This window comes from Nodosilinea nodulosa PCC 7104 (genome assembly GCF_000309385.1).
Taxonomy (GTDB): Bacteria; Cyanobacteriota; Cyanobacteriia; order Phormidesmidales; family Phormidesmidaceae; genus Nodosilinea; species Nodosilinea nodulosa.
Map to the genome: position 1 here is coordinate 1,005,772 of NZ_JH976537.1, position 24,522 is coordinate 1,030,293.

Sequence of the window (24,522 nt, forward strand, 5' to 3'; positions counted from 1 at the left end):
CTATCAATATGAACGCCCGTGAACTGCTCGATGCCTACGCCCGTGGCGAGATGGATTTTAAGGGTGAGGCCTTAGTTGGCATTGATCTGGCTGGAGCCGATCTGATTGGGGCCAACATGGTGCAGGCCGACCTCGAAAACGCCAACCTGATGCTGGCCTTTCTCACCCGAGTCAGGTTTCGTCAGGCCAACCTCTCGCGGGCGCGCCTGGGTGGAGCCAACCTCAATCAGGCGGACCTGTCGGCGGCCATGCTGCGCGATGCCGACCTGCACGGCGCCAGCCTGCAAGGAGCCGACTTACGCAGTGCCAACATGGCTCTGGCCGACCTGCTAGACGCCAACCTCACTGGAGCCGACCTGCGCAATGCCGACCTCAGCGGTGCTAACCTGACCGGAGCCTGTCTGCGAGGAGCTAACCTGCGCCAGGAAAACCGCAAATATGCCACCAACCTGCGCGGGGCAAAGCTGCGCCTGGCCGATTTGCGAGGCACTAACCTATCGGGTGCCGATCTGGCCTACGTTGACCTCAGCGGGGCCAACCTGAGCGAAGCGGTGCTGCGCGATGCCAGCTTAAAGGGGGCCAACCTGCAAGGGGCCATCTTGTGCAACGCCAACCTCAGCGATGTCGACCTCAGCCAGAGCTGTTTAGAGTCGGCGGATCTGACCTATTGTCGCTTTCCCCGCAGCAACCTCAGTCAGGCAAACCTCAACCGTGCCAATGCCAGGGGGGCCGACTTTAGCGATGCCGTTATGGCCCTGGCCAAAATGGATGACTGCGACCTGGCCAACTCTCGGTTTAGCCGGGCCGACCTGAGCCGGGTAAGCCTGCGCCGATCTGTTCTTACCAAAGCCCTACTGGTCGAAGCCTACCTAGGCCGGGCCGATCTCACCGATAGCAACTTGAGCGAGGCTATTCTAGAGCGAGCCGAAATCAGCAGTACCACGCTGAGCAACGTCATTCTGACCGGAGCCACCATGCCCGATGGTAGTATTCACGGATAGTTAGCAAGTCGTCTATACCCTCTAGGCACATACCCTCTAGGCACATACCCTCCAGGCACACATTCTCCAGGCACTACTTCAGTGACCCTGGCACCGTTAGCTGAGGACTAAGTCTTGAAGTTTGATCAATCCAAACTGCGGCTGTGGCTGCGGCTCGTTGGGCAGTATGGCTACCGAGGCTGGCTCGCAGTTCAGGTCTGGCTGTGGGATACCCTCCTGGGCGCAGCGGCCTGGGTTGAGAACGCCCTGTCGCCCAGGCGGCGTTTGGTTGCAGCGGGCGACTTAACTCGGCTCCGGCAAGACCTGAAAGAAGAGTCTCAGCTGAGCTGGCACTACCTGGTGCTGGTGGTGGGATCGTGCATTATTGCTACCTTAGGGCTGCTCTCTAACAGCGCCGCCGTGATTATTGGGGCCATGCTGATTGCGCCTCTAATGCTGCCTATTCGCGGCGCAGCCTTTGGCATTCTAGAGGCGGATCGCCCCCTGATTCGCACCAGCCTTCTCGCCCTGACGGTCGGTTCGCTGCTGGCGGTAACCATCTCTGCTCTGTTGGGGGCACTGACCGGGGTAGCCCAGTTTGGCAGCGAGGTGATGGGCCGCACCCAGCCCACCCTGCTCGATCTGGGCATTGCGGTTACCGCTGGGGCGCTGGCGGGGGTCGCTAAGGTAGAGCCAAAATTGTCGAGCACCGTTGCGGGTACGGCGATCGCGGTTGCCCTCATGCCGCCCATCTGTGTCGTGGGGCTGTGGCTCGGCCAGGGCAACCTGTCGCTCAGTCTGGGGGCTCTGCTGCTCTACCTGACCAACCTGTTTGGCATTACGCTGGCCTGCATGGTGGCCTTTGTGCTGTTTGGCTACTCTATGGTGCATCGCGCCCGGCGGCCCCTGGGCATTACGCTGATCTTTACGGCGCTGCTGGTTGTCCCCCTGGGGGCCAGCACCCTGCAACTGCTCCAGCAAAACCAGCTAGAAGCGAGCATCAGAACAGCCCTGCTCGATCGCACGCTTACCTTTCAGCGCGTCACCCTGGTAGATATGGACGCCAACTGGTTGACCACTCCGCCCGACATATCCCTCACGGTACGCTCCTCAGAGCCAATTTCCCCTAAGCAGGTGGAGCTACTGGAGCAGTTCTTAACTAAGGAAATGGGCCGCCCCTACAGGCTTACATTTTTGGTAAGCCAGGTAGAGGCGATCACAAGCAGCCCACCCGCAGCGAACAGCGACGGGCAGTAGAGGCTCAATAGTCCAGCTCTTCTTCGTACTCGGTAACTTTTTTCTTTTGGGGAATATTGAGGGGTTTGGCCTGGTAGGGATGGCCCTCATCTTCCTCGGTCCAGACATCTTCGGTGACATCCTGGAAGTCGGCTTCGTAGGCTTTGTAGCCGCTCTGATCGTCGAGGGTGGCGGCCTGGTAGCGCTCGGCGGGCTGCTGGGCCTGGAGCGGTTCTTCGATGCGCTCGGGTTCACCCCAGTCGTCATCACTCCAGCGCTCTTCGGCGGTGGCGGGGCGAGCCTTAGAGAACTCGGCGGGCACCTGTACCCCAGAGGGCAGCTGGTTGGCGGTTGACACCGGCATGATGTACTCGCTGTCATCGTTGCGGTCCCAGGGGGCGCTGCCGATACCGAGGCGCTCCAGCAGGCCAACGCTGAGCTGCACCATTTTTTCTTCGGCGCCCTCAAAGACAATTAGGCGATCGGGACCGCTGCTGACGACCTCATCGATGGAGAGTTCGTAGGTGCTAATCACCTGGTCAGGAATTTGGGGCAGCCCAAAGGAGGCGATCACAATGGTTTCTATGCGCCCGTTGGTGACGTCAAATTTAAAGCCGCGTACCCGGCCCAGGGGCTCACCGGTTTCGGTAATCACTTCGCAGTTGACTAGGGTGCTGTAGGGGGCCACGCTGATCTCGTCTTCCATGGCGGCCTCGTCATCGACCAGAATGACGTCGCCAATTTGGCGGATGTTGGTTAGGGGCATGACCTGCTGGGTGCTTGAAACCAGCCCAGACATAATATTTTCCCGCAGGCCAATGGCCACGACTTCTCGCTGGTCTACATCAACCCAAACCTGGCTGACAATCCCTAGTCGCTGGCCCGAGTTGCGGGTAATGACCTGCGTACCTAAGAAGTCAGAGCGAAGACGATATTTGTCTAAGGTCATGTTTAATCCATCTCGTGGACCGAGACAACAGAGCGCTGGTGAAGCCAGGCATCCGGTAGACCGCATTACCCAAGGTAAATTTGGCACCTTAACCTGAATAGCTATCTTAACCAGAATCGTCTAATTCTACAGGAGGAAAGACCGAACTACCAGACGCAATCGAAGCACCCTAACCCCCCAAACACAGCCCTCTTGCCACCACCCCTCTCCGGGCCGGAGTTATCTAGGCAGAAGAGCTACAGCGTTGCGCCCTGGGCCTCCAGGTCGATGCCGAGCACCTGGGTGTAGGCACCCCGCGCCTGGGTGACGCCGATGGTGCGCTGGGCCGCCTCGATCATGGGACGGCGCAAACTGACCACAATGAACTGAGCCTGTTCAGCCTGGCGCTTAATCATGCGGGAGAGGCGTTCTACATTGGCCCCGTCGAGAAACATGTCTACCTCGTCGAAGGCGTAGAAGGGAGAGGGGCGATAGCGCTGGAGCGCAAAGATAAATCCCAGAGCGGTGAGGGATTTTTCGCCCCCCGACATCGAGGCCAGCCGTCGCACGGGCTTACCCTTGGGGTGGGCCACTAGGTTGAGACCACCGTTGAAGGGGTCTTCGGGGTCTTCAAGCTGGAGATGGCCGTCGCCGTCGGAGAGTTCGGCAAAGATAGTCTGAAAGTTTAGGTTGACAGCGTCGTAGGCTTCGGTGAAGGCCTGGCGGCGCAGGGTGGTAAAGGTTTCGATCCGCAGCAGCAGCTCGGTGCGCTCTTCTTCTAGGGTGGTGAGCTTGTGGGTAAGTTCGCCCAGGCGCTCCTCGGTGCGGTTGTATTCTTCCAGGGCCAGCATGTTGACCGGCTCCATAGCTTCCATGCGGCGCTGGAGCGATCGCAGCTCTTTGCGCAATTCCTCTAAGTCGGTTTCAGGGGGAATCTCCGGCAGTGGATCGGGGAGCTCAGCCGCCTGGGTGGCCAACAACTCCTGGGCCTCGGCTAGCTGCTGACGCCGCTCCTGCTGGGTTTCGATCAGTTTTTGGCGCTCCCACTCCTGCTGCTGGGTTTGGGTACGCTGGGTGCGTAGCCGCCCTTCAAGCGCGTCGCGGGCGGCTTTTTCGGCGGCCAGGGTTTGGTCGAGGACGGCCATGGACTGGCGCAGCTGGGCGATTTCTTGATTTAAGACAGCCTGCTGCTGCTGGAGCTGGGTGAGCTGCCGGTCGCGATCGCCCTGCTGCTGGGTCAGGGCCGTGAGGGTCTGCTGGGCCTGGTCGAGGGCCAAGGTGAGCTGCTGGCGCTGGTTATGCAGATCTTGCAGGCGCTGCTCGGCGGCCCGGAGCTCCTGCTGGCGACCGCTGAGCTGGGCCTCTAGCTGCCCCACGGCAGCCTGGGCCTGCTGCCATTCGCTGTGGGCCTGGGACTGCTCTAGCTGGCTGAGGGCCTGCTGCTGACGGTCAATTTCAGCCGCTTGGATCGGTAGGGATTCTGCTAACTCTTGCAGGCGAGCCTGGGTGCTGGCAAGCTCTTGCTGATGCTGACTGAGCTGCCGGTCGAGCTGAGCACGCTGCTGGGCCTGCTGCTGCTGCTGACTCTGCTGCTGCTCGCCCGCCAGCTGAAGCTCGCGGTACTGCTGACGCTGGGCAATCAGCGTTTGAGAGAGGGTTTGCAGCGTGCCGGAGGTGGTGTTGAGATCGCGATCGCAGCGCTCCAGCATCACCTCAATATCCCCCAGCCGCTGGCGCAGGGCCTGGGCCTCGGTAGATTCTGCCGGTTCAACGGTGCCAAAGTGCAGGCTGCCAGAGCGCGACGACACATTGCCCCCGGTCATGGCGCCGCTGGTTTCCAGAATTTCGCCCTCCAGGGTGACGATGCGGTAGTCGCCCAGGTGCTGCCGAGCTGACTGGAGCGTGTCGAACACCACAGTGCTGCCAAAGGTGTAGCCAAAAATATCGCGATAGCGCGGGTCGCAGTCGATCAGGTTGACGGCGTAGTCGAGAAAGCCATCGGGGCGCTTCCAGTCGGGCACCGGCGTAAACCGGGGGGCGCGAATTTTGTTGAGTGGTAGAAACGTAGCCCGCCCTGCCTTGCGCTGTTTGAGGAACTGGATGCCCTGGGCCGCCACCTGGTCAGTTTCGACAACCAGGTAGCCCAGCCGCGCCCCGGCGGCGATTTCCAGGGCTAGCTGATACTTGGGATCGACCTTGCCCAGCTGAGCCACCAGGCCGCTGATGCCCGCCAGGCCGCTCTCTAGCAGTAGCCGGGTGGCGTGGGTACCCTGGCTTTCTTGCATCGCCTGGGTTTGGGCTTCAAGTTTGTCGAGCTCGCGCTGTTTGTCGCGCTGTTCTCTGAGCAGGCGGGTCTGGGTGTCGCGCTGAACCGCTAGCTCGGCCTCGGCGGCGGCAATGCTGGCGGCGGTGGCCTGGATTTCTTTTTCTGCCGCCCCCAGCCGCTGGGGCAGCCCCGAATCTTCAGATACTAGCGGGGCTTCTCCCAGGCTGCGGTGCTGCTCGGTGAGCGCTTCGATCTGCTGCTCTAGCTGGCGCAGCCGCTCCTGGAGCCGAATCTGCTCGGCCCGCTGGGGCTCGATCGCCTGGCGCAGGGTTTCGATCGCCTGGCGCAGCTGGGTTTGCTGCTGAAGGCTGGCCTGGGACTGGGAGGCGATCGCCAGGGTGGCCTGACGGCGCTCTTCTAAGGACTGCTGCACCTGGTTTTTGGCCTCAGTCAGGGCGACTAGCTCGCCCGTGGTCAGCGACTCAATGGATTGCCCCACCTGCTCGAGGTCGCGCTGCTGCTGCAATTGGGCGATCTCGGTGTCGCGGCGCTGGGCGGCGGCCTGGTTCGTAGCCGCGCGGTTCTCCTGCTCCTGGCGCTGGAGCTGGCGCAGCTCGGCCTCGTGGGTGGCAACCTGGGCCTGGAGGGCCAGGTGCTCGTCTTCGCCCATGGCCCGAATGCGCGCGTTCAGGCTGGCCAGTTCGGCCTCCAGGGCCGCGATCGCCCCCTGCCCCTGGGCGATCGCCTGGGCCAGTCGGGCTGACTCGGCTTCGCCCTGCTCTAGGGTTTGGCGCAGAGCCGCGATCGCCCGCTGCTGGTACTGCCACAGCAGCACCGCCTCCCACTGGCTCTTGGCCTGAAAGGTGTCCTTCAGGCGTTGGTATTTCTCGGCCTTTTGCCGATCCTGGGCCAGACGTTCGAGCTGGGTTTGCAGCTCGCGCTCCACGATGCGAAAGCGATCTTCGTGATCGCGCACCGCCTCCAGTTTGCCTCGGGCCTGGTCAATTTTGCGATCGAAGGCCGCCACTCCGGCCAGCTCATCAATGATCTCCCGGCGCTCGCGGGAGTTCATCGAAATAATGCTGGTGACATCCCCCTGAAGCACCACGTTGTAGCCTTCGGGGTAAACGTGGAAGCGCTGCAGCTGCTCGTGGAGCTGGTTGAGGGTGCAGGGCTCGCCGTTGATATAGTAATTGGAGGTATAGGTACCCTGACTGGTAACCCGCAGCCGTCGGGTCACGCTCCATTCGCGGCCCACGGGCAGAGGAACAATATTTTCAGCCGCGTCCCCAGGTGCCGAAATGTCTAGGCCGGGGGCATGGCCGTCGGTACTGTGACCATTGGCACTGTTGCTATTGACGCTGTGGCCGTTAGCGCTGGCCAGACTGGCGCTGCCGCTGGAGGCTGCGGCTCCGTCGTCGCTGCCCTCCATCAGCAGTTCGGCGGGTACGTCGCTGAGGTCGAACGTGACGGTGACGCTGGCCTCGGAGGTAGCCCGCCGACTCATCTGGTTTTGGTTGACCAGATCGGGCAGGCGATCGGCCCGCATCCCCTTGGAGCTGGCCAGCCCCAAACCAAACAACAGCGCGTCTAGAATGTTCGACTTACCCGAACCGTTAGGCCCAGACACAACAGTAAACCCAGGCAGCAGTGGAACCTGGGTCGTACCCCCAAACGATTTGAAGTGCGATAACTCGACACGCTTGATGTGCACTGGCCAGCGTTACCTCAGGCTTGAGACAAGTGTACTACAGGGCAGGGGGTTTGACCACCCTTTCTGGCAATCAGGATCCACAGCGCCGTCTGGGGTGCTGCCGCCGACTAAGTTTAGTGCAAAGCGAAGGTTTTGTACGCCCCATGGCAGGGCCGCCCCCGGTCCCATGGCCAAGCGGAGGGATTGTGCCTCCCCGTTTTCTACGCTGTGGCGAAGGGCACCCGGAACCTAACGCAAAGCCCTCATCTTGGGCGCCAGAGGGGGGCGCTGCAACTTTCTGGGCGAATTTGGTCTAGATGGCACAATAGAGGGGACCTTCAACCCCCTGCCCCTGTGAGTCAGCCTACCCCGCCACCCCTGTCTCAGCCTGTGATTTTGGGTTTTGATCCTGGCCGGCAAAAGTGTGGTCTGGCCGTTATGGGGCTGGACCGAATGCTGTGCTATCAGCAGGTGGTCGCCGCCGATGCGGTGATGGAGGAGATTGCTGCCTTACGCCAGCGGTTCCCGATCTCAATGATTGTGCTGGGCGATCAAACCGCCTCCGGGGGCTGGAAAGATAGGCTTGGCCAACTGCCCGATCCGCCGCGCATCATGCTGGTAGATGAGCGATATACCACGCTGGAGGCGCGCGATCGCTACTGGCAGATGTATCCCCCCAAAGGATTAGCAGGGCTCATGCCGCAGCCATTGCGCAAAATCCCCCGCCCCATCGACGACATTGTGGCCATTTTGCTGATCGAGCGCTATCTGAGCCGTTTGACAGGGGAATAACTGAATACAGCAAGTTTCCACAGGCAGTATATGGACCCCGAGCAACGGCTAGATTACCTCTACAGGGAATACGTTCGTCTCAGTGAGCAGGCCGAGAACTACATCAAGAGTGCCTTTGAAGACCTGAGGCTAATGGGCGTGATTGGGGCAACCATAGCGCTTTGGAAGCCCATCGCAGACATCGTAGTTCTGGTAAATCCAGGTGTCGACTACAGCGGGCTGTTGTTTCTGGGGTTTTTGAGTCTGCTGCTAATTATTTCTATCATTGGCTTCTGGAACTTGATCAAGCAGTCCTTTATTATCTTTTTTGCCGATAACCTCCAGGGCTACGAAGAGGAGATCAGAAAAACGCTAAATGCCCTGGAAGATCCCAGGGTTTTTGGCTTGAATCTGGAAAAAGAGGCTAAGCTGCTGAGCAGCTACAGAACCACCTTCGCCGCCTTTTTGGGCTTGTTTGGCCTGGCAACAACTGTCATTCCTACCCTGATCCTGGCTTCTTTTCAAACCGCATACGCAACTGTTTACTTCACGCTGTCCCTGGTCATCTTCGGCATTTATTTTCGAGTCCTTAAAAAGTCGACCCGAAAATACCTGAAACGGTAGTGGAACGGCCTGTAGCCCTTCAAATCCGCTCTACAGCTTTGCCCGGATGGTAAACGAGTAGTCGCCGCCCGGTTCAAGCTGATAGTCAAAGCGCTCCAGAAAGCGGCTGAGGGGCTCGCAGATCAGCGCTCGGCCCAGCGATGGCTCGACCCTCAGCTGGCCCTGGCGAAAGCGCCACTGAAACTGCCACTCGTAGGTGCTGGCCCGCACTTCCCCTTCAATGCGGCCCTGGCTCCACGACTGGTGGGTAATGCGAACGTAGGCGGTAGTTTCAGATTGGCGACGGGTCACAGCGATAAAGGCAAACCAGTAAAAACAGCAGGTGGGCAGTGGGTTGGGCCAGCCCCCACAGGTACGATAACCGTAGCGTAGGCCGTGGTCTACCCCAATATTGTGGGCATCGATACGACCAAAGGCCCGAAATGCATGGGATAGCGAAGCAATTCAATCGGGGGCTGTTTAACCCTAGACGAAAAAACGGTAGCCTAGGGGGAAGGTAAACTGTGATCCCCTCTGGCGTTTTCCTTGGCGTGTTCGGCATCTTAGCGGGTGTAGGACGCGTTTTGTTCACCCATCTGCACCGATTGTAAGGTTGGACCCTGCCTGTGCCCAAGGTTGGCATTATTTACAACGACGTTAAACCTGTGGCCTGTCAGGCTGCTCTCGAATGGGAGGAGAAGCTGACTCGGCGAGGCTGCACCGTGAGTCTGGCTACGGGTATGGGCGGCATTTTGGGCTATTCTCAGCCCGATCGCCCGGTTTGTCATACCCCCCTCGGCAGCCTGGTACCGCCTCACTTCAACGAGGACATGAGCTTTGCCGTAGTGCTGGGGGGCGATGGCACCGTGCTCTCGGCCTTTCGCCAGCTGGCCCCGATTGGGGTGCCCCTGTTAACGGTAAACACTGGCCACATGGGTTTTTTGACCGAAACTTATATGAACCAGCTGCCCCAGGCGATCGAGCAGGTGCTAGAAGGCAACTACGAAATTGAAGAGCGGGGCATGATGGCCGTCCGACTCTTCCACCGCAGTGATCTGGTCTGGGAGGCGCTGTGCCTGAACGAGATGGTGCTGCACCGCGAGCCCCTGACCAGCATGTGCCATTTTGAAGTGGCGATTGGCTGTCACTCGCCAGTGGACATCGCCGCCGATGGCATTATTTTGTCAACCCCAACGGGGTCTACGGCCTACTCGCTGTCCGCCGGGGGGCCGGTGATCACGCCGGGAGTAGAGGTCACGCAGCTGATCCCCATTTGCCCCCACTCGCTCGCCTCGCGGGGGCTGGTGTTCCCCGATCGCGAGCAGGTGACTATTCGCTCGGCCAACCCAGATCCCCTGGTGCTGATTGTGGACGGCAATGCGGGCTGCTACGTGATGACCAAAGACGAGGTAAAAACCTGTCGCGCCCCCTACCCGGCCCGGTTTATTCGCCTCAAACCGCCTGAGTTTTTTACGGTGCTGAGGGAGAAGCTGGGCTGGGGGCTGCCGCACATTGCTAAGCCAACCTCGGTGGAGCTGCCCTGAGGGGAAGGTGGGGAAGGTGAGGAGATGGGGAAGGTGGGGAAAGTGGGGGGAGAGGGTGGGAATACTGGTCTGAGTCCTACATCCCCTGCCGCTATGGATTGGCCCACCCTTGCTGTGATCATCCCGACGTACCAGCGGGAGGCGGTGCTGTGCGACACCCTGCGCAGCGTGCTGGCCCAGGACTACCCGGCCTACCAGGTGGTGGTGGTCGATCAAACCCAGCGCCATGAGCCGGAAACCCAGCGATCGCTGGAAGCCTGGGCAGAGTCGGGGGCGATCGCCTGGCACCGGGTGCCCTGGGCGAGCCTGCCTGCGGCGCGAAATTTTGGCATTGAGCGCAGCCGTAGCGACATCGTGATCTTCATTGACGACGATGTGGTGCTGCCCCCCGGCTACCTCTACGCCCACGCCCGCACCTTGATGGAACGGCCCGAGGTGGGGGCGGTAGCCGGGCGGGTGTTTGACCGCATGAAGCTGGCAGAGCAGAAAGAACTGGAAATCGACTACCTGCCACCAGCGGCCATGGACCCCGGCATTGCCTGGTATCACCTGGATTTGGTGCACACGACTCAGCCCCAGCAAGTGCTGACGGCGCGGGGCTGCAATATGTCGTTCCGGCGAGAGCTATTCGATCGCCACGGGCTGCGGTTTGACGAGCGGTTTTACGGCAGCGCCGTGCGCGAAGAGTCTGACTTTTGCCTGCATATCCGCTCTACCGGCTATATCATCTGGTACAACCCCGAGGCCCATCTGGTGCACCTGGGGGAAGAGACGGGCGGCTGCCATGACATTGCGACGCGATCGCTCAACTACCAGATGAACTTTTACCACAACCACTTTTTGCTAGCCCTAAAAAACCTCACCCTAAGCCAAAATCTGCGCCTCTACGGGCGGCTCTTCAACTGTCATGTGCTGGGGCGCCCCCCCTGCAACAAAGATGGCAATCCGCTAAAAGTGCTCAGTCGGGGGGGATTTTTTGTGGCGGGATGGCTCTACACGGTCTACACCCTGATCACCACAGCGGGCAAACGCGGACGACTTTATGCGGAGAAGACATCAAAAGCGCTGTAATCCTTGTAATCCTTGACGTTAAGAATCTGGGGCTGGGGAATCTGCTCTGCGTGCCAGCCTCCATAATCCTAGAAGTTTCCCTAAGGGCAGGCTATGGCTGACGATCGAGACTCCACCATTCGATTACAGCTCGATCTGTCGTCCGACCAGCCGGGGCTGCTGGAAGGGTTAGACAGCTGGCTGCGCCTGGGGCTGATATCCGAGCGGCAGGTGCAAGAACTTTGCCGGACTCACCTCAGCTGCGACCTGTCGCCAGCGGTGGCGGCGGTTTCGGAGTCGGAGCTGAGCGGGGTGGTAAATCCCTTTGCTGAAAATCCCTTTGTCGAACCTGAAACGGCGATCGCCGCTGAGGATGCGCCAGGGCCGGAGCCGGCCGCCGGAGCTGCGCCGATTACCGATTTTATTCCGGCGGATTCGCCACCGCGATCGCGCCGCCCGAGAGCCGCCCGCGATCGCCAAAGCACCCCATCGGCTGCCCCTGCCGCGCCCGCTGCGCCGCGATCGCCCTCCCCTAGCAGCCTGTGGCTCAGCCGCCTCATGAGCGAGCTAAGCGTGATCTGGCTGCTGGGGCTGGGGGTGTTCCTAGTGGTGCTGTCGTCGGCAGTGCTGGCGGCCACCCAGTGGACCCGGTTCAATGCGGCGGGGCAGTACCTGGTGCTGCTGGCCTACACGCTGGCGTTTTGGGCGGTGGGGCTGTGGTGCCGCCGCAGCGCCAATCTACAGCTGACCGCTAAAACCCTGCAAATGATTACCCTGCTGCTGGTACCGCTGAACTTTTGGGCCTTAGATGGGCTGGGGGTGTGGCAGGGAGGCGGTTTTGTGGTGGCGGCGATCACGGCAACGGTCCTCACCCTGGCGGCCCTGCAAGAGCTGCGCCAGCACCAAAGCACTCCCTTGGAGCAGGCCAATGCCCTGGGGCTGGCCTACCTGCACACCGGCTGGGGCCTAGGAGCTGTGCCCATTCTGGCGGTCTACGCTGGGGTCGCGGGCAGTGCTGCCGCCACGGTCTACGGTCAGCGGCAGCGAGGGATGTCCTCGGGTCTGCGCTGGCCCACCATCGCCATCACCGCAGCCCTGGGGCTCCTGCTGGCGCGAGGGCTCACCGCTGTAGAATCCCAGGAGCTGGGACTATTTGGCCTCGCCTTTGGTCTGTACGGCGCGACCTGGGTGGGGCTGGGCCAGCGGCGACTGGTGCCTAAACCAGCGGCAGAGGCAAATCCAGAAGATGCTGCAACGCCGGAATCTCACGGCGATCGCACCGCTCGGTGGGGCATTGTCGCAGGCAGGGGGCTGCTGTGGTGGGGCTGGCTGATGGCGATCGGCGACTGGCTGGCCCAGGCCTTTGGGGTGAGTTTGCTGGGCCTGGGGCTGCGCCTTCAGGCCCTGGGCAAGCTGGGCCAGCGGCGCGATCTGCTGATTGCCTACGCGATCGCCGTACAGCTCGCCTTTGTCGGCTGGGAGCTGCTGCCGGGCTCGCTGCGGCAAACCATCGTCACCCCGCTGGCCAGTTGGGGGCAAATCAGCGGCGGCAGCGACGCGCTGCTGGGAATTTCTCTGTTTCCCTACGTGGTTGGCATGGTGGCCCTGGGCGACTGGTATCTGCGCCAGGGCAAGCCCAAGCTAGGGCAGTTTAGCGATGGTTTGGCCCTGGGCAGCAATGTCCTTCTCACCGGCCTGAGTCTGCTCAGCAACCCGGTGCTGGTCGTAAATTTGGTGGCCTCTACCATCACCGCGCTGGTGGTGACCCGGCGGCGATCGCCCCTGGCCCGCTGGCGCATTGTCGTCACCTACGGCCTGGCCCTGGTGACCACCCTGGTGGCGATCGGCAACCGCTGGCCGGGGCTATCCCTCAATCGCTGGCTGGTCGTGGTTGTTGTTTTGGCTACGGTTGCCCTGCTGCTCAGCAAAGCGCTGCCCGGGCTGTGGGGCAGCAGCGCCTGGCTCTACGGCGTGGGGCTGTCGGCGATGACCTATGCCCTGCTGTGGGGATACCTAATTGACGACGGGTTTTCCTTTGAGCTGAGCTGGCTGGGGCTGGTAATTCCGGTGGTGCTGGCGCTGATTGGTCGCCATCCGGCCAGCGTGTTAACTACGGGGATTGCTCTGCCCTTTACCCTAGGGCTGCCCTTAACCCGGCTGGTGGGGCTGGGCACCGCCACTGTGCTGACGGGGGTAAACAGCCGTTTTTACCGACGCCCTGGGGTAGCGTTTTTGGCCGTGGGCTTTGGGCTGGGCTGGGTTTACAGCAGCCTGGAGGATTGGATACCGGACCTGCCGCGCTCTTTGGCCGCTTGGGGATTGGTCACCGTGGGGCTGATGGCGGTGCTGTGGGGAATCTGGCGATCGCTGGCTAGAATCAGTCTCGACCCATCGCCTCTCGCCCATCAGGAAAACTCCGCCCCCCCTGCCCTATCTGCCCTGTATCGGGTGGCCTGCGATCGCTGGGGCCACATCCTCGCCGTTGGTGTGCTAGTTCTTTCAACGATCGCGATCGCCTGCTATTACCTCGACTGGCGCGAACCCCGACCCCTGATCGTCGCCGTTCTGGCGACCTTTTTGCTGGCCCTCACCCTGCGCTACTGGGGCGATCTTCGCCCTCTGGCCGTCTACCTCGCGGGCTGGGGGGTAGAACTGCTGGTGTCGGGGATGCTCATCGAGCGCTATCCCGAGCCGGTTGCCCTGGCGGTGCCGACCCTGGGCCTGGGGGCGATCGCCCTAGCCTCATCCGCGGCGATCGCCCGTTCCCGCCCAGCCCTCGCTCCCCCGCTGCACAATCTCACCCTCGCCTACGCCGGGCTGGCCCTGGCCCTGCGGGCCTACACCGCCACCGCCTGGACGGGCTGGCTGGTCGTGGGCGCAGCGCTGCTCCTTCTGGAAGTAGGCCGACGCATGCAGTCTCCCCCCACCCGCTGGCTGGCGCTGGGCCTGCTGTCGGTGGGCTGGTACGAACTGGTGATTTACCAGATGCTGCTGGGCTCTGGGGGAGAAACCGCCGATGCGCTGCTGGTGCTGGCCGGGGTGGCGGCGCTAATTATGACCGGGTACCGTCTAATGGCGGGACAGATCGATCGCACCCTCGGCATTCCCCAAACCGAGCTGGTCTGGGCCGCCCACCTGCACTGGCTGATCGCCAGTCTGCTGATGCTGGGGGGGGGACTTGGCCTTGGCTTTGGGCAGGCAACCCTGGGATGGTTGGGACTGGCGATCGCGGCCAGCCTGATCGTTTACGCCCTCAGCCAGGGGCGGTTGGCCAACCCCGACGCCAGTCAATCCGCCTGGGTCTACGCCGGGCTAGGGGAACTGGTGGGCTGGTTCGCCCTGGGGCGATCGCTCTTTCCAGCGCTAGGATCTCTGGATCCCTGGTGGGGCGTGGTGGCCTGTGCCGTGGCGGTGCCGGTGTACTGGGTGCCCTGGCCCACCTGGGGCTGGCCCCAGCGGCCCTGGCGGGTGATGGCGGTGGGCGTTCCCCTGGCGATAACGCTGCTCACGGGCGGATTTGATCACATTCCCACACTCTGGGTACTGACCGGGTTCTACGGCTGGCTGGCCTGGCACAGCGGTAAAATTCGCGTCTCGTATCTCTCTGTCTTTTGTGCTGCCTGGGCGATCTGGGTCTGGCTAGAGAATCGCTCCATTGACGATAGCCTCGCCTGGGTGCTGCCCCTGGGTCTGGCCCTGCTCTACATCGCCCGGGTTGACCCAGCGCTGAAACGGCCCGAAGGCAAAGAACAGCGTCACTGGCTACGGGTAATTGCCCTAGGGCTTATTCTGCTGACGGCCCTAATGACAGAACGGTGGGCCGGGCTGCCGGTAGGGGCCATGGCCTTGGGGGCGATCGCCGCTGGGCTGCTGCTGCGCCTGCGCGCTCCGCTCTACGTAGGCACGGTGATCTTTGCCCTCAACGCCCTCAATCAGCTGGTGCTGCTCAATTCGGCCTTCCCATTCATCAAGTGGGTGGTGGGCATCGTCGTGGGCATCGCCCTGATCTGGATTGCCGCCGATGTGGAGCGCCGCCGCGACCAGTGGCTCCAGCTCACCCAGAACTGGGGGCAAGATTTAGACGATTGGCAGTAAGGACAGCCGAGAAACCCGGTTTCTGGGCCAAAAACAGAAGTTAATGGTACGTCCCAAAAAGAAACCAGGTTTCTGTTCCCCCTTAGCTAAGCTCCCACAACTCCAGCCGCTGCCACCGCATCCAGCAAGTCCCGATGGATTTTCTCAGAGCTGCCAATCACCATGCCGGGGCGCAGGTAATCGTTACAAGTATGCAGCGGCGGCGGCGGCTCGCCCGTAAACGTAGTGACGATATAGCCCATTTCCTGGGCCATAAAGGCCAGGGCCGCGCCGTCGATAAACTGCCCCCGCGCCAGCACGGCACCGCACAAATCGCCACTGAGCAAGCCGTTGAAGTTGGGAATTTGGGTGGCCTTAGAATAATCGGTTTTGGTGTGATAGACCCGGTAGCCATTCCCGCAGGGATCGCTTCGCGAAGCGCTCAAATGCGGCACCATTTCGCCCATCTGCCAGCCCAGACAAACAGCTAGCGGAGGACTATCAACGGTGATTCGCGTGCAGTCCTCCAGGGATTGATCCAGCCTGCCTCTAAAGGTGCCCTCACCCCGCAGGGTGTAGTAGTAAATACCCTGGCTGGGGGTAATGGCGATCGCCGCCTCGTACTCATCGGCGTTGAGAATCGCCAAAATAATCTGGTAGTTGGAGTGGCCATCTAGATAAAACTGGGTGCCGTCAATGGGGTCAAGGGTGATCAGGTAGTCGCCCGCTGGCCCCAGGTCAATGGCGCGAAAATACTTGGTGTTGTAGGTCTGCTCATGCTCTTCGCCGTAGAAGCGCACCTGGGGGAACAGCCCCAGCAGCACCACCTCCATCATGGTTTGAACCGAGAGATCGGCATCGCTGAGGGCCGAGGCAAAAAAGTTGTCGCCCTTGCCGTCTTTGTCGGGCTGGGCCGCAATCTGAGCCTGAATTTGCTGGGCATAGGCCCCAGCGGTTTTTAGGTAAGGCAGCAGGGCCGTCAGAATTTGCCGAGGGGTAGTTGGGGGCAGCATAGGCATGTCTTTGGCGGTAGAGCACCCCCAATGTACGCCAAGGGAAGCAGGTTTGCTTTCCGGTATTGACCACAGGTACCCAATTCGGGTTCAACACCACCCCGATTCAACGGCAGGCAGCGTTGTAGGGGCAAACGGCGTTTGTCCTGCCTGGGTCAGGGCAAACAAAAAGCAGGGTCTCTTCAACGAAGAAACCCTGCTACATCTCAAGCTAGACCAGATTCATTACAGAATCCAATCGATCGCGCCATCCCTAGACGGCCGCAGTCTTGGCGACCTTGGCATCCAGTTCGCCCTTGGCGTACTTAACGGCATAGACCTCCACAGGCTCCTGCTTGATCTTGCTGGCTTGCCCAGCGGTACCGAAGGCGGTGTAGCGATCGCTGCACACCTCGGTCATGTACTTCATCGAGGGCTTCATAAAGTGGCGAGGATCAAAGTTGGAGGGATCCTTAGCCGCCGCTTCGCGAATAGCCGCGGTGATCGCCAGGCGGTTGTCGGTGTCGATGTTGACCTTGCGCACGCCGCTCTTGATGCCCTTCTGAATTTCCTCAACGGGCACGCCGTAGGTTTCAGGAATATTCCCGCCGTACTCGTTGATCATGTCCAGCCACTTCTGGGGCACAGAAGACGAGCCGTGCATGACCAGGTGAGTGTTGGGCAGGCGGCGGTGAATTTCCTCGATGCGGCTGATGGCCAGAATTTCGCCCGTGGGCTTGCGGGTAAACTTGTAGGCGCCGTGGCTGGTGCCAATGGCAACGGCCAGAGCGTCCACCTGGGTGGCTTCGACAAACTGCACCGCCTCATCGGGGTCGGTCAGCAGCTGATCGTGGCTGAGGGTGCCCTCAAAGCCGTGACCGTCTTCCGCTTCGCCAGCGCCGGTTTCGAGGGAGCCGAGGCAGCCCAGCTCGCCCTCAACGCTACAGCCAATGGAGTGAGCGACTTTCACCACTTCACTGGTGACCGCTGCGTTGTAGTCGAAGCTGGCGGGGGTTTTGGCATCAGCTTCTAAAGAGCCATCCATCATGACGCTGGTGAAGCCGTTGCGCAGGGCCGAATAGCAGGTGGCAGGGGAGTTGCCGTGGTCCTGGTGCATCACCACGGGAATATGGGGGTAGGTTTCGACCGCAGCGAGCACCAGGTGACGCAAAAAGTTTTCGCCAGCGTAGGAGCGGGCACCGCGAGAGGCCTGCAAGATCACGGGGCTGTCGGTTTCATCCGCCGCCTTCATGATGGCCAGAATTTGCTCCAGGTTGTTTACGTTGTAAGCCGGAATGCCGTAGCCGTTCTCAGCTGCGTGATCCAGCAGTAGCCTCAGTGAGACAAGCGCCATAAAATTCCTCCTAGTGTGTTCTCGCCGTTAGGCCTTCAAGACATGTGCGAGCATTCCATCTAACAAATATCCGAGTCCAGGTCGGTGGACTGAGCCAGATGAACTGGTCTAGCCAACATCCTGTGGTGGAGTATTAGCGGGAACACTCTGAGTAGGTAGCCTTACTCATCAATCTTAGAATAGATCGATGATCTATAACGAAATGTTTGGACAAGCTAAAACTAAGCTTAAAAGAACTCCCCACCCAACCGGGATGTGTACATCCCATCGCTATGCCTCATCATAGATCACTGTGGGGCACAGACCGTGAGTTCTGCTACCGGGGCATCCATCGATAAAAATGGGTCGCCTGGGATTCGAACCCAGGACCAATCGGTTAAAAGCCGAGTGCTCTACCGCTGAGCTAGCGACCCGTGACTGAAGCGATGTGACCATTCACTCAGCACGATTAGCAATCGTAGCACACGGCATTCATTTATAGCGCTGATAGCGAAATGAATATTGGGTGAAGCGGCGATCGCCGCCTGAATCCAGGGAAATCTTGGCTACAACCCCATTCTTAGTAGATTCGTTTCCCCATCATCCCTATGAATAAAACGCCCAGCGAAACCGGCCAGCCTCCGTCCCCCGCCAGCATGGCGCTGGAGCGACTGCTGGGTCAGATGCCGCCTGCCGTAGCCCACTCGTTCAGTGACAGGCAGCGAGAGGCGCTCCAGGCTGCCCTGGCCACTACCCTTTGGCAAAAGCATGCGGTAGACATTCGCCTTTCTATTCCGCTGCTGCTCAAGCGCTACTACCTGGTGGTCGTAGCTGGTCCAGAAAAGCGCTCCAGGGAGCGTCGCCAGCAAGATCAGTACCAGCGATCGGTTTCAGGGCAGATGGCCGTGGCAATAGGGGTAATGACCCTCAGCCTGGGGGTTTTAGCCGTGCTGATGCAGCTTACTCAGCATCAGGCTGGCTCCGGCGATCGCCCCCAAATTAGCCCCGCCGCCATTCCTTTTTTGGGCGATCGCACCACCTGCGAACGCAGTGGACGCACCTGGGAAGACGGCGAGTGCCTTGACTTCAAGCACGACCCTACCTTCTAAGCGCCTGCGGCCTGGTCAAAAGCGGTTACCGGCTCAGGGCAAGAAATGCTGGCTCTCCTGGCCACGGGGTGAGGTTACGTTCCGTAACCAAGCGCTTGTTTTCGTCCCAAAATGAAGCTTTAGTTTTAATGAAGCTTCACGTTTAGAGACCTTTTCATCCCCAGGCCATGTTCCCCACCCATCGCCCTCGTCGTTTGCGCCAGCACCCCCAACTTCGCCGCATGGTGCAAGAAACCCTGGTCACCCAGGCCGATTTGATCTACCCCTTGTTTGCGGTGCCCGGTGATGGCTTCGCCAAGGAAGTATCGTCGATGCCTGGGGTCTATCAGCTTTCGGTCGACAAAATTGTCGAAGAGGCCAAGGAAGTCTACGACCTCGGTATCCCCGCTATCATTTTGTTCGGTATTCCCGCCGACAAAGACACCGATGCCACCGGAGCCTGGCACGACTGCGGCATTGTGCAAAAGGCCACCACGGCGGTCAAAGAAGCGGTGCCTGACCTCTTGGTAATTGTCGACACCTGCCTGTGCGAATACACCTCCCACGGCCACTGTGGCTATCTGGAGGTAGGCGATTTGAGCGGGCGCGTGCTCAATGACCCCACCCTCGAGCTGCTGAAGAAGACCGCTGTGGCCCAGGCCAATGCGGGGGCCGACATTATTGCCCCTTCGGGCATGATGGATGGCTTTGTGCAGGCGATTCGGGCCGGGCTTGATGAGAGCGGCTTTGAAGATACACCCATTCTTTCCTACGCCGCCAAGTACGCCTCGGCCTACTACGGGCCGTTTCGCGATGCTGCCGAGAGTGCGCCTCAGTTTGGCGATCGCCGCACCTACCAGATGGACCCGGCCAACGGCACCGAAGCGCTCAAAGAAATTGAGCTGGACATTGCTGAGGGGGCCGACATGCTGATGGTGAAGCCCGCCCTGGCCTACATGGATATCATCTGGCGGGTGAAGCAGGCTACCAACCTGCCGGTGGCGGCCTACAACGTGTCGGGCGAATACTCGATGGTCAAAGCCGCCGCCCTCAACGGCTGGGTCGATGAGCAAAAGCTGGTAATGGAAACCATGACCAGCTTCAAGCGCTCTGGGGCCGACATGATTTTGACCTATCACGCCAAAGACGTCGCCCGCTGGATTGGCTAATTAATTGCGCTGAAGTGTTGCTCGAGATCCCAGGGTTGTACCCAAAGCCCTGGGATCTGGGTTAACAAGCTACTCGAACACCAGAGGCCACAGGTCGGCCACGGCGACTTCCCAGCCGGGCAGCAGGTCAGGGACGGTGAGAATGTCTCCATCGCTGAGGGCGATCGCCTCCTGCCCCAGCCGGTAAACCTCCACCTGGCGGCTCTCGGGATTGATCAAGATGCCGACCTGAGTACCCAAATTTAGGAATTCCTGAATTTTGTCTCGTAGTTTGGCGGCGCTATCGGTCGGCGATTTGACTTCTACCATCAGGTCTGGGGCCAGTTCGGCAAACGATCGAGGGCTACGGCGCAGCCGATCGGCTCTGACGAAGGAGACATCCGGGGCGCGGGTATCGGAATTTGGTAGCACAAAACCTGCGCTCGACCCCGTAACCCTGCCTAGCTGGCGGGGGCGAACCCAGTTGCCCAAAACTCTGGATAGTTCAGTAGAGACCTCGTCAGCCTCGTAGCCGGATGGACTCATAACCTTGACCTCACCATCCACCAACTCCATGCGATAGTCGGGATAGTCGGACTGAAGTTTGGCCAATTCGCGGACTGTCAATCCCATAATCTGTCCTCCCGCCAGAGCGATCTAGGTCTATTCTAGGGTTTGCCAGCGCCTAGATAAACTCGTGAATTGCGAGGAGTTTATGCTTTAGGCTTCAAGCAAAGAATTTTTGCCAACCTGCCTATGACCCTTATTCTGACCAACGATGACGGCATTGATGCCCCCGGCATTGCGGCCCTGCGTGAGGCGCTGGATGGCCACCCCACCTGGGTAGTAGCGCCCGATCGCCACCTGTCGGGCTGTAGCCATCAAATGAATCGGGGCGGACCGATCGCGATCGCCCAGCGGGAAGAACGCACCTTTGCCATTACCGGCACCCCGGCAGATTGCGCCCGCGTTGGGGTTAGCTACCTGTGCCCAGACGCGACCTGGGTGCTGTCAGGCATTAACGCTGGAGGCAACATGGGAGCCGATATCCACGTATCGGGTACCGTGGCCGCTGTGCGAGAGGCGGCTTTGCTGCGGGTGCCGGGCATTGCCATTTCCCACTACATTCAAAACCGCCGCCCGATTGACTGGGGGTTGGCGACCCGTCTCACGGCTCGGGTTGTTGAAACTTTGATGGCTGAGACACTTCCACCGGGCTGCTTTTGGAATGTGAATTTGCCCCATTTACAGCCCGGCGACTCAGATCCTGAGCTGGTCTTCTGCACCACCTGCACCCAGCCCCTGCCCACGGAATTCAAGGTTGACCAGGGCCGGTTTTACTACGTGGGCAACTACAACGATCGCCGCCACGACCCCGACTCAGACGTGGCCGTGTGCTTTGGCGGCAACATCGCGGTGACTAAAATTTGCCTCTGGTAAAAACTAAAACTGAATGTCTATGCCAACGCCGAAGTGATCGGAGAGGCCGCGCAGATCTTCAAGGCATTGGGGCCAGACAAAGGAACCCTGAATTGCCCCAGAGGGTTTTGGGTCAAGCAGATGTGGTCGGTGTTAGAATGCTGCCCCTGGATGAGTCGGTGTACTGGGTCGTTCTCCCCAGCGGTATAGCAAACTAGCTTCACGCTGTCTAGGGCCTGCCGCAGGGCCTGTTTGTTGCGGCGCGATCCGTAGTAGTTCAGGGCATTTAGGTCTTGGTTAAAGTCTCCGGCAACGATTAAGCCCGCCTCTGGATGGACTCCCTGAAATCGTTTCCAGTCGGCTTGGTGGGTGGCTAGGGCGGCGGCAAAAGTCTGGCCTTGGTGGTCGGGCTGAGAGGGCAGCACCGTGCCGTACAGTACCCATCCCTGGCCGCTGGGCTGGGTCAGCAGGGCGGCGACGGTGCGAGCTTTATCCCCAGTTTCTAAGGGTACAAGCTCGCCTGTTCTAACCCAAATTTGTACCCAGCGCTCATCCTCTGCCCCAGGGCGATCGGGCAGACCGCTGGCCACAGAAACGAAGTCCTCCCCTGGGGTAATACCCAGATGGGTCTCGGTCAAAATCCAAATGTCGGCATCGATGCGGCTGAGCCATTGTTGCTGGCGCTCAGCCTGTACCGAGGCAGGCAGGGCACGCTCAAGGTTCCAGGTGGCAATTTTCATGCGGAGTCAGTGGGCAGGCAGAACAGAGAACGTTCTCTGTAGAAGCTCCTACTTAACTCTGGAAGCGTGCCTTTTGCATATATTCCTCAATACAAAATTGGCCCCCGCTGACTTTCCGAAGATATTAAGGGGAAAACCATGGCCTATATAGCTGTAGCCAGTCTGGTTAAGACACATCTCCCATGAACGTTCATAGGGTTTCTGGATATCCTAATCAACATAACTATGGCTGTGGCCCTGGCCTAAAGCTGGTAAAGCTGGTTCAGCATGGCGCTGCTCACCTGGGCGGCGGCGCTATCGAAGAGAATTTGGCCCTGGCGCAGGCCGATGATGCGATCGCAGTATTTCACCGCAAACTCCACCTCGTGCAGGCTGATCACCAGGGTTTTGCCGGTGGATTCGCTGAGCTGGCGCAGCAGGTCCATCATCGCCCGCGATCGCTCCGGGTCCACGCTCGAAATCGGCTCATCGGCCAGAATGGCCATCGGGTCTTGCACCAGCACCCGCGCCAGGGCCACCCGCTGCTGCTGCCCCCCCGAGAGGCGATCGGTGCGGGCGTAGAGCCTGTCGGCAATGCCCACCTGGGCCAGGGCCTGGGCGGCAACCTCCACCTGCTGGGGCCACACCAGCGACCACAGGGCCTGGGGCAGCGACCAACGCCCCAGGTGGCCAGCATTTACGTTGTGAATCACCGCCAGGTTGCCCACCAGGTGATGCTGCTGGTAAACGGTGCCGACCAGCCGCTGAATGCGTCGCCGTTTCCTGGGGCTGAGACGACCGACCTCCTGCCCCAGGATGATGGCGCGTCCTGAGGTTGGCGCCTGGCTGCCGTTGAGCAGGCTGAGCAGGGTGCTTTTGCCTGCGCCGCTGGGGCCAATCAGGGCCACTCGCTCGCCGGGGGCGATCGCCAGGGTGCAGTCGCTCAGGGCCGCCACCGCCCCAAAGCGGCAGCTCACCCCCTCTAGCTGAAATATGGGTTCACAACTACTGGATTTTGCCAATTTTGCGGCCCACCGCTTCGATTTCGGCATAGTTGTCGTTGCTGGTGGCAATAAAGCGCTCAGCCCCAAACAGGTCGAGAATTTCCTTTTGCTCGGGTACGGCGGGGTCGAGCGCCAGCAGGGCTGCCTGCACTTTCTCCGTGAAACCGTCACCGTAGCGCTCATCCACGGCGGGGTTGATCACCCAGTGGTAGTCATAGTAAGCAGGCGTGCGCCAGATGACGTTGACTTTAGCGGTGTCAACAGCCCCTTCTGCGACGCGATCGCGCCACACCTGTTCGTTCAGCGCCCCCACCTCGTAGGTGCCCGCTTCCACCAGCTTAATGGTGGTGTCGTGGTTGCCCGAGAAGCCCACTTCCCCCTTAAAGTCTTTGGCGGTGTCAAGGCCCGCCTCTTCCATAAAGTACTGGGGCATCAGCCGCCCGGAGGTCGACGACTCGCTGCCGAAGGTGAAGGTGTGTCCCTTGATCTGGGCCAGATCTTGGGGATCGGTAAATTCCTTCAGGCCGGTACTCGCATTGGCAATGAAGACGCTGTGGAACTGCTCGTCGATGTCGCGCTGGGCGATCGCCTGGGCACCGGGCACCTGCAACCTGGCCTGCACCCCGGTCAGCCCGCCAAACCAGACCAGATCGAGATCGCCCACCTTAAAGGCGGTGACCGCAGCGGCGTAGTCGGTTACAGGCTTATATTCCACCGGCACCCCCAGCTCAGCTTCTAAATAGTCGGCTAGCTTGGTGTAAAGGCGCTGAAGCTGCTCGGGATCTTGATCGGGAATGGCCCCGGCAGTGAGGGGAATCACGGTTTGCTCAGCGGTTGTGCCGCTCTCCCCGGCCACATTTTGGTCTGGGCCGGAGGGCGCACAAGCCCCCAAGGGCAACAGCAACAGCAGGCCCGATACCCCTGCGATCCAAGAATGACGAATGCTTACCATAGATAATTTGCGCCCTAGATTGCGCCTTAAACAGCAGCATTAGATCATAAGCACCGAACTTCACCCAAGGCAATGCCCTGCCCTGGGGAAGCACCCGTTTCAAACCGCCCCTGAGATCGCCCTAGCTCAAATAGAGCAAACCGCCCAGCACCAGGGCCACCCCCACCAGCGCCGCCCACAAAAACCCGTTGTCGCTGCGATTGATTTGGCTGGGGTCAAGGGCCGGTTCTTCGGTCTTGGGGCGCGATCGCGGGGCAGACTTAGCCGCCACGGAAGAGGCCGATGTGCCCAAACTTCGCGCCCCGTCAGCCGATAGCTCATCTAAATCGGGAATTTGCGTCATCCAGTTGGTGGGGCGCTGGAGCTGAGGGGCTTGCAGTATGTAGAGCAGGTTTTTGCCCTGCTTGCGGGTGTCTAAATCCGGGTGGCGGGTCAGGATCTGGCAGAGGGCGATCGCATCCTGCTGCCTGCCCACGGCGCTGTAGGCATTCACCAGCCAGGTCTGAATCTCTCCACCCAGAGGCGTAGTGGCCTTGGCGAGCTGAACCGCTTCTTCAAAACGCTCCACCGCCTCGCGGTAGCTGCCGCGCTCAAAGGCGGCTTGGCCATTGACATACTGGGCTTGGGCACGGGCACGGGGGTCTTCGGTCATGGGTTAAATTAGGTCTTCATCGAGCCAGCTAGGCCCATCTACCAATGTAAACTGACTTCTACGGGGTTGA

Annotated in this window: 20 protein-coding genes and 1 tRNA gene; 10 read left to right on the forward strand and 11 right to left on the reverse strand. The window is 60.4% G+C overall.

The annotated features are described in order from the left end of the window. Positions 1-8: 8 nt before the first annotated feature. A complete protein-coding gene (locus LEPTO7104_RS0104385) occupies positions 9-1,001 on the forward strand; it encodes a pentapeptide repeat-containing protein (RefSeq protein WP_017297334.1) in 993 nt (330 codons plus the stop codon). Between the two features lie 114 nt (positions 1,002-1,115). Further along, positions 1,116-2,237 carry a DUF389 domain-containing protein gene (locus LEPTO7104_RS0104390; RefSeq protein ID WP_017297335.1) on the forward strand — a complete coding sequence of 374 codons (1,122 nt, stop codon included), beginning with the start codon at positions 1,116-1,118 and terminating at the stop codon, positions 2,235-2,237. A 4-nt stretch (positions 2,238-2,241) separates the two neighbouring features. Here LEPTO7104_RS0104390 and LEPTO7104_RS0104395 read toward each other — a convergent pair whose 3' ends face one another. After that, complete coding sequence (locus LEPTO7104_RS0104395) at positions 2,242-3,165, reverse strand: PRC-barrel domain-containing protein (RefSeq protein WP_017297336.1); 924 nt, start codon at positions 3,163-3,165, stop codon at positions 2,242-2,244. A gap of 236 nt (positions 3,166-3,401) precedes the next feature. Further along, positions 3,402-7,124 carry a chromosome segregation protein SMC gene (gene smc / locus LEPTO7104_RS0104400; RefSeq protein WP_017297337.1) on the reverse strand — a complete coding sequence of 1,241 codons (3,723 nt, stop codon included), beginning with the start codon at positions 7,122-7,124 and terminating at the stop codon, positions 3,402-3,404. 417 nt (positions 7,125-7,541) lie between these two features. Between smc and LEPTO7104_RS0104405 the strand changes: the two genes are divergently transcribed. Beyond that, positions 7,542-7,895, forward strand: coding sequence for a RuvC family protein (locus LEPTO7104_RS0104405; RefSeq protein ID WP_225887079.1), 354 nt, complete (start codon positions 7,542-7,544; stop codon positions 7,893-7,895). 30 nt (positions 7,896-7,925) lie between these two features. Beyond that, positions 7,926-8,498, forward strand: coding sequence for a hypothetical protein (locus LEPTO7104_RS36700; RefSeq protein WP_017297339.1), 573 nt, complete (start codon positions 7,926-7,928; stop codon positions 8,496-8,498). A 30-nt stretch (positions 8,499-8,528) separates the two neighbouring features. On the opposite strand, the gene LEPTO7104_RS0104415 is transcribed toward LEPTO7104_RS36700, so the two are convergent. Then, positions 8,529-8,789 (reverse strand): DUF3146 family protein, encoded by a 261-nt coding sequence (locus tag LEPTO7104_RS0104415; RefSeq protein WP_017297340.1) that lies wholly within the window; start codon positions 8,787-8,789, stop codon positions 8,529-8,531. 314 nt (positions 8,790-9,103) lie between these two features. Here LEPTO7104_RS0104415 and LEPTO7104_RS0104420 point away from each other — a divergent pair, with 314 nt between their 5' ends. From LEPTO7104_RS0104420 to LEPTO7104_RS0104430, 3 genes are all read left to right on the forward strand, one after another. Further along, entirely contained in the window at positions 9,104-10,021 is a 918-nt protein-coding gene (locus LEPTO7104_RS0104420) for an NAD(+) kinase (RefSeq protein ID WP_017297341.1), read from the forward strand. A gap of 93 nt (positions 10,022-10,114) precedes the next feature. Beyond that, positions 10,115-11,092, forward strand: a complete 978-nt coding sequence (gene hpsN, locus LEPTO7104_RS0104425; protein WP_017297342.1) for a hormogonium polysaccharide biosynthesis glycosyltransferase HpsN — start codon at positions 10,115-10,117, stop codon at positions 11,090-11,092. A gap of 93 nt (positions 11,093-11,185) precedes the next feature. After that, on the forward strand, positions 11,186-15,166 hold the full coding sequence (locus LEPTO7104_RS0104430) for an SCO7613 C-terminal domain-containing membrane protein (RefSeq protein ID WP_017297343.1): 3,981 nt from the start codon (positions 11,186-11,188) through the stop codon (positions 15,164-15,166). 86 nt (positions 15,167-15,252) lie between these two features. Here LEPTO7104_RS0104430 and LEPTO7104_RS0104435 read toward each other — a convergent pair whose 3' ends face one another. The 3 genes from LEPTO7104_RS0104435 to LEPTO7104_RS0104445 form a co-directional block, all read right to left on the reverse strand. After that, complete coding sequence (locus LEPTO7104_RS0104435; RefSeq protein WP_017297344.1) at positions 15,253-16,158, reverse strand: inositol monophosphatase family protein; 906 nt, start codon at positions 16,156-16,158, stop codon at positions 15,253-15,255. A gap of 253 nt (positions 16,159-16,411) precedes the next feature. Further along, a complete protein-coding gene (fba, locus tag LEPTO7104_RS0104440; protein ID WP_017297345.1) occupies positions 16,412-17,491 on the reverse strand; it encodes a class II fructose-bisphosphate aldolase in 1,080 nt (359 codons plus the stop codon). 341 nt (positions 17,492-17,832) lie between these two features. Beyond that, positions 17,833-17,904 (reverse strand) — tRNA-Lys (locus LEPTO7104_RS0104445). Positions 17,905-18,078: 174 nt separating this feature from the next. Here LEPTO7104_RS0104445 and LEPTO7104_RS0104450 point away from each other — a divergent pair. Both LEPTO7104_RS0104450 and hemB read left to right on the forward strand, forming a co-directional pair. After that, complete coding sequence (locus LEPTO7104_RS0104450; protein WP_017297346.1) at positions 18,079-18,579, forward strand: hypothetical protein; 501 nt, start codon at positions 18,079-18,081, stop codon at positions 18,577-18,579. A gap of 167 nt (positions 18,580-18,746) precedes the next feature. After that, the gene (hemB, locus tag LEPTO7104_RS0104455; protein ID WP_026072362.1) at positions 18,747-19,727 is read left to right on the forward strand and encodes a porphobilinogen synthase; all 981 of its coding nucleotides are present in this window, start codon (positions 18,747-18,749) and stop codon (positions 19,725-19,727) included. Positions 19,728-19,796: 69 nt separating this feature from the next. Here the strand turns inward: hemB and LEPTO7104_RS0104460 are convergent, their stop codons facing one another. Further along, entirely contained in the window at positions 19,797-20,339 is a 543-nt protein-coding gene (locus LEPTO7104_RS0104460) for a Uma2 family endonuclease (RefSeq protein ID WP_026072363.1), read from the reverse strand. 123 nt (positions 20,340-20,462) lie between these two features. Here LEPTO7104_RS0104460 and surE point away from each other — a divergent pair, with 123 nt between their 5' ends. Continuing rightward, positions 20,463-21,146 carry a 5'/3'-nucleotidase SurE gene (surE, locus tag LEPTO7104_RS0104465; RefSeq protein ID WP_017297349.1) on the forward strand — a complete coding sequence of 228 codons (684 nt, stop codon included), beginning with the start codon at positions 20,463-20,465 and terminating at the stop codon, positions 21,144-21,146. Positions 21,147-21,163: 17 nt separating this feature from the next. Here surE and LEPTO7104_RS0104470 read toward each other — a convergent pair whose 3' ends face one another. The 4 genes from LEPTO7104_RS0104470 to LEPTO7104_RS0104485 form a co-directional block, all read right to left on the reverse strand. Further along, positions 21,164-21,865 (reverse strand): endonuclease/exonuclease/phosphatase family protein, encoded by a 702-nt coding sequence (locus tag LEPTO7104_RS0104470; RefSeq protein WP_017297350.1) that lies wholly within the window; start codon positions 21,863-21,865, stop codon positions 21,164-21,166. Between the two features lie 242 nt (positions 21,866-22,107). After that, positions 22,108-22,896 (reverse strand): phosphonate ABC transporter ATP-binding protein, encoded by a 789-nt coding sequence (locus LEPTO7104_RS0104475; protein ID WP_051158474.1) that lies wholly within the window; start codon positions 22,894-22,896, stop codon positions 22,108-22,110. Continuing rightward, positions 22,850-23,800, reverse strand: coding sequence for a putative selenate ABC transporter substrate-binding protein (locus LEPTO7104_RS0104480; RefSeq protein WP_017297352.1), 951 nt, complete (start codon positions 23,798-23,800; stop codon positions 22,850-22,852). The genes LEPTO7104_RS0104475 and LEPTO7104_RS0104480 overlap by 47 nt, the downstream gene beginning before the upstream one ends. A 121-nt stretch (positions 23,801-23,921) precedes the next feature. Next, positions 23,922-24,452, reverse strand: a complete 531-nt coding sequence (locus LEPTO7104_RS0104485; RefSeq protein WP_017297353.1) for a tetratricopeptide repeat protein — start codon at positions 24,450-24,452, stop codon at positions 23,922-23,924. Positions 24,453-24,522: the final 70 nt, after the last annotated feature.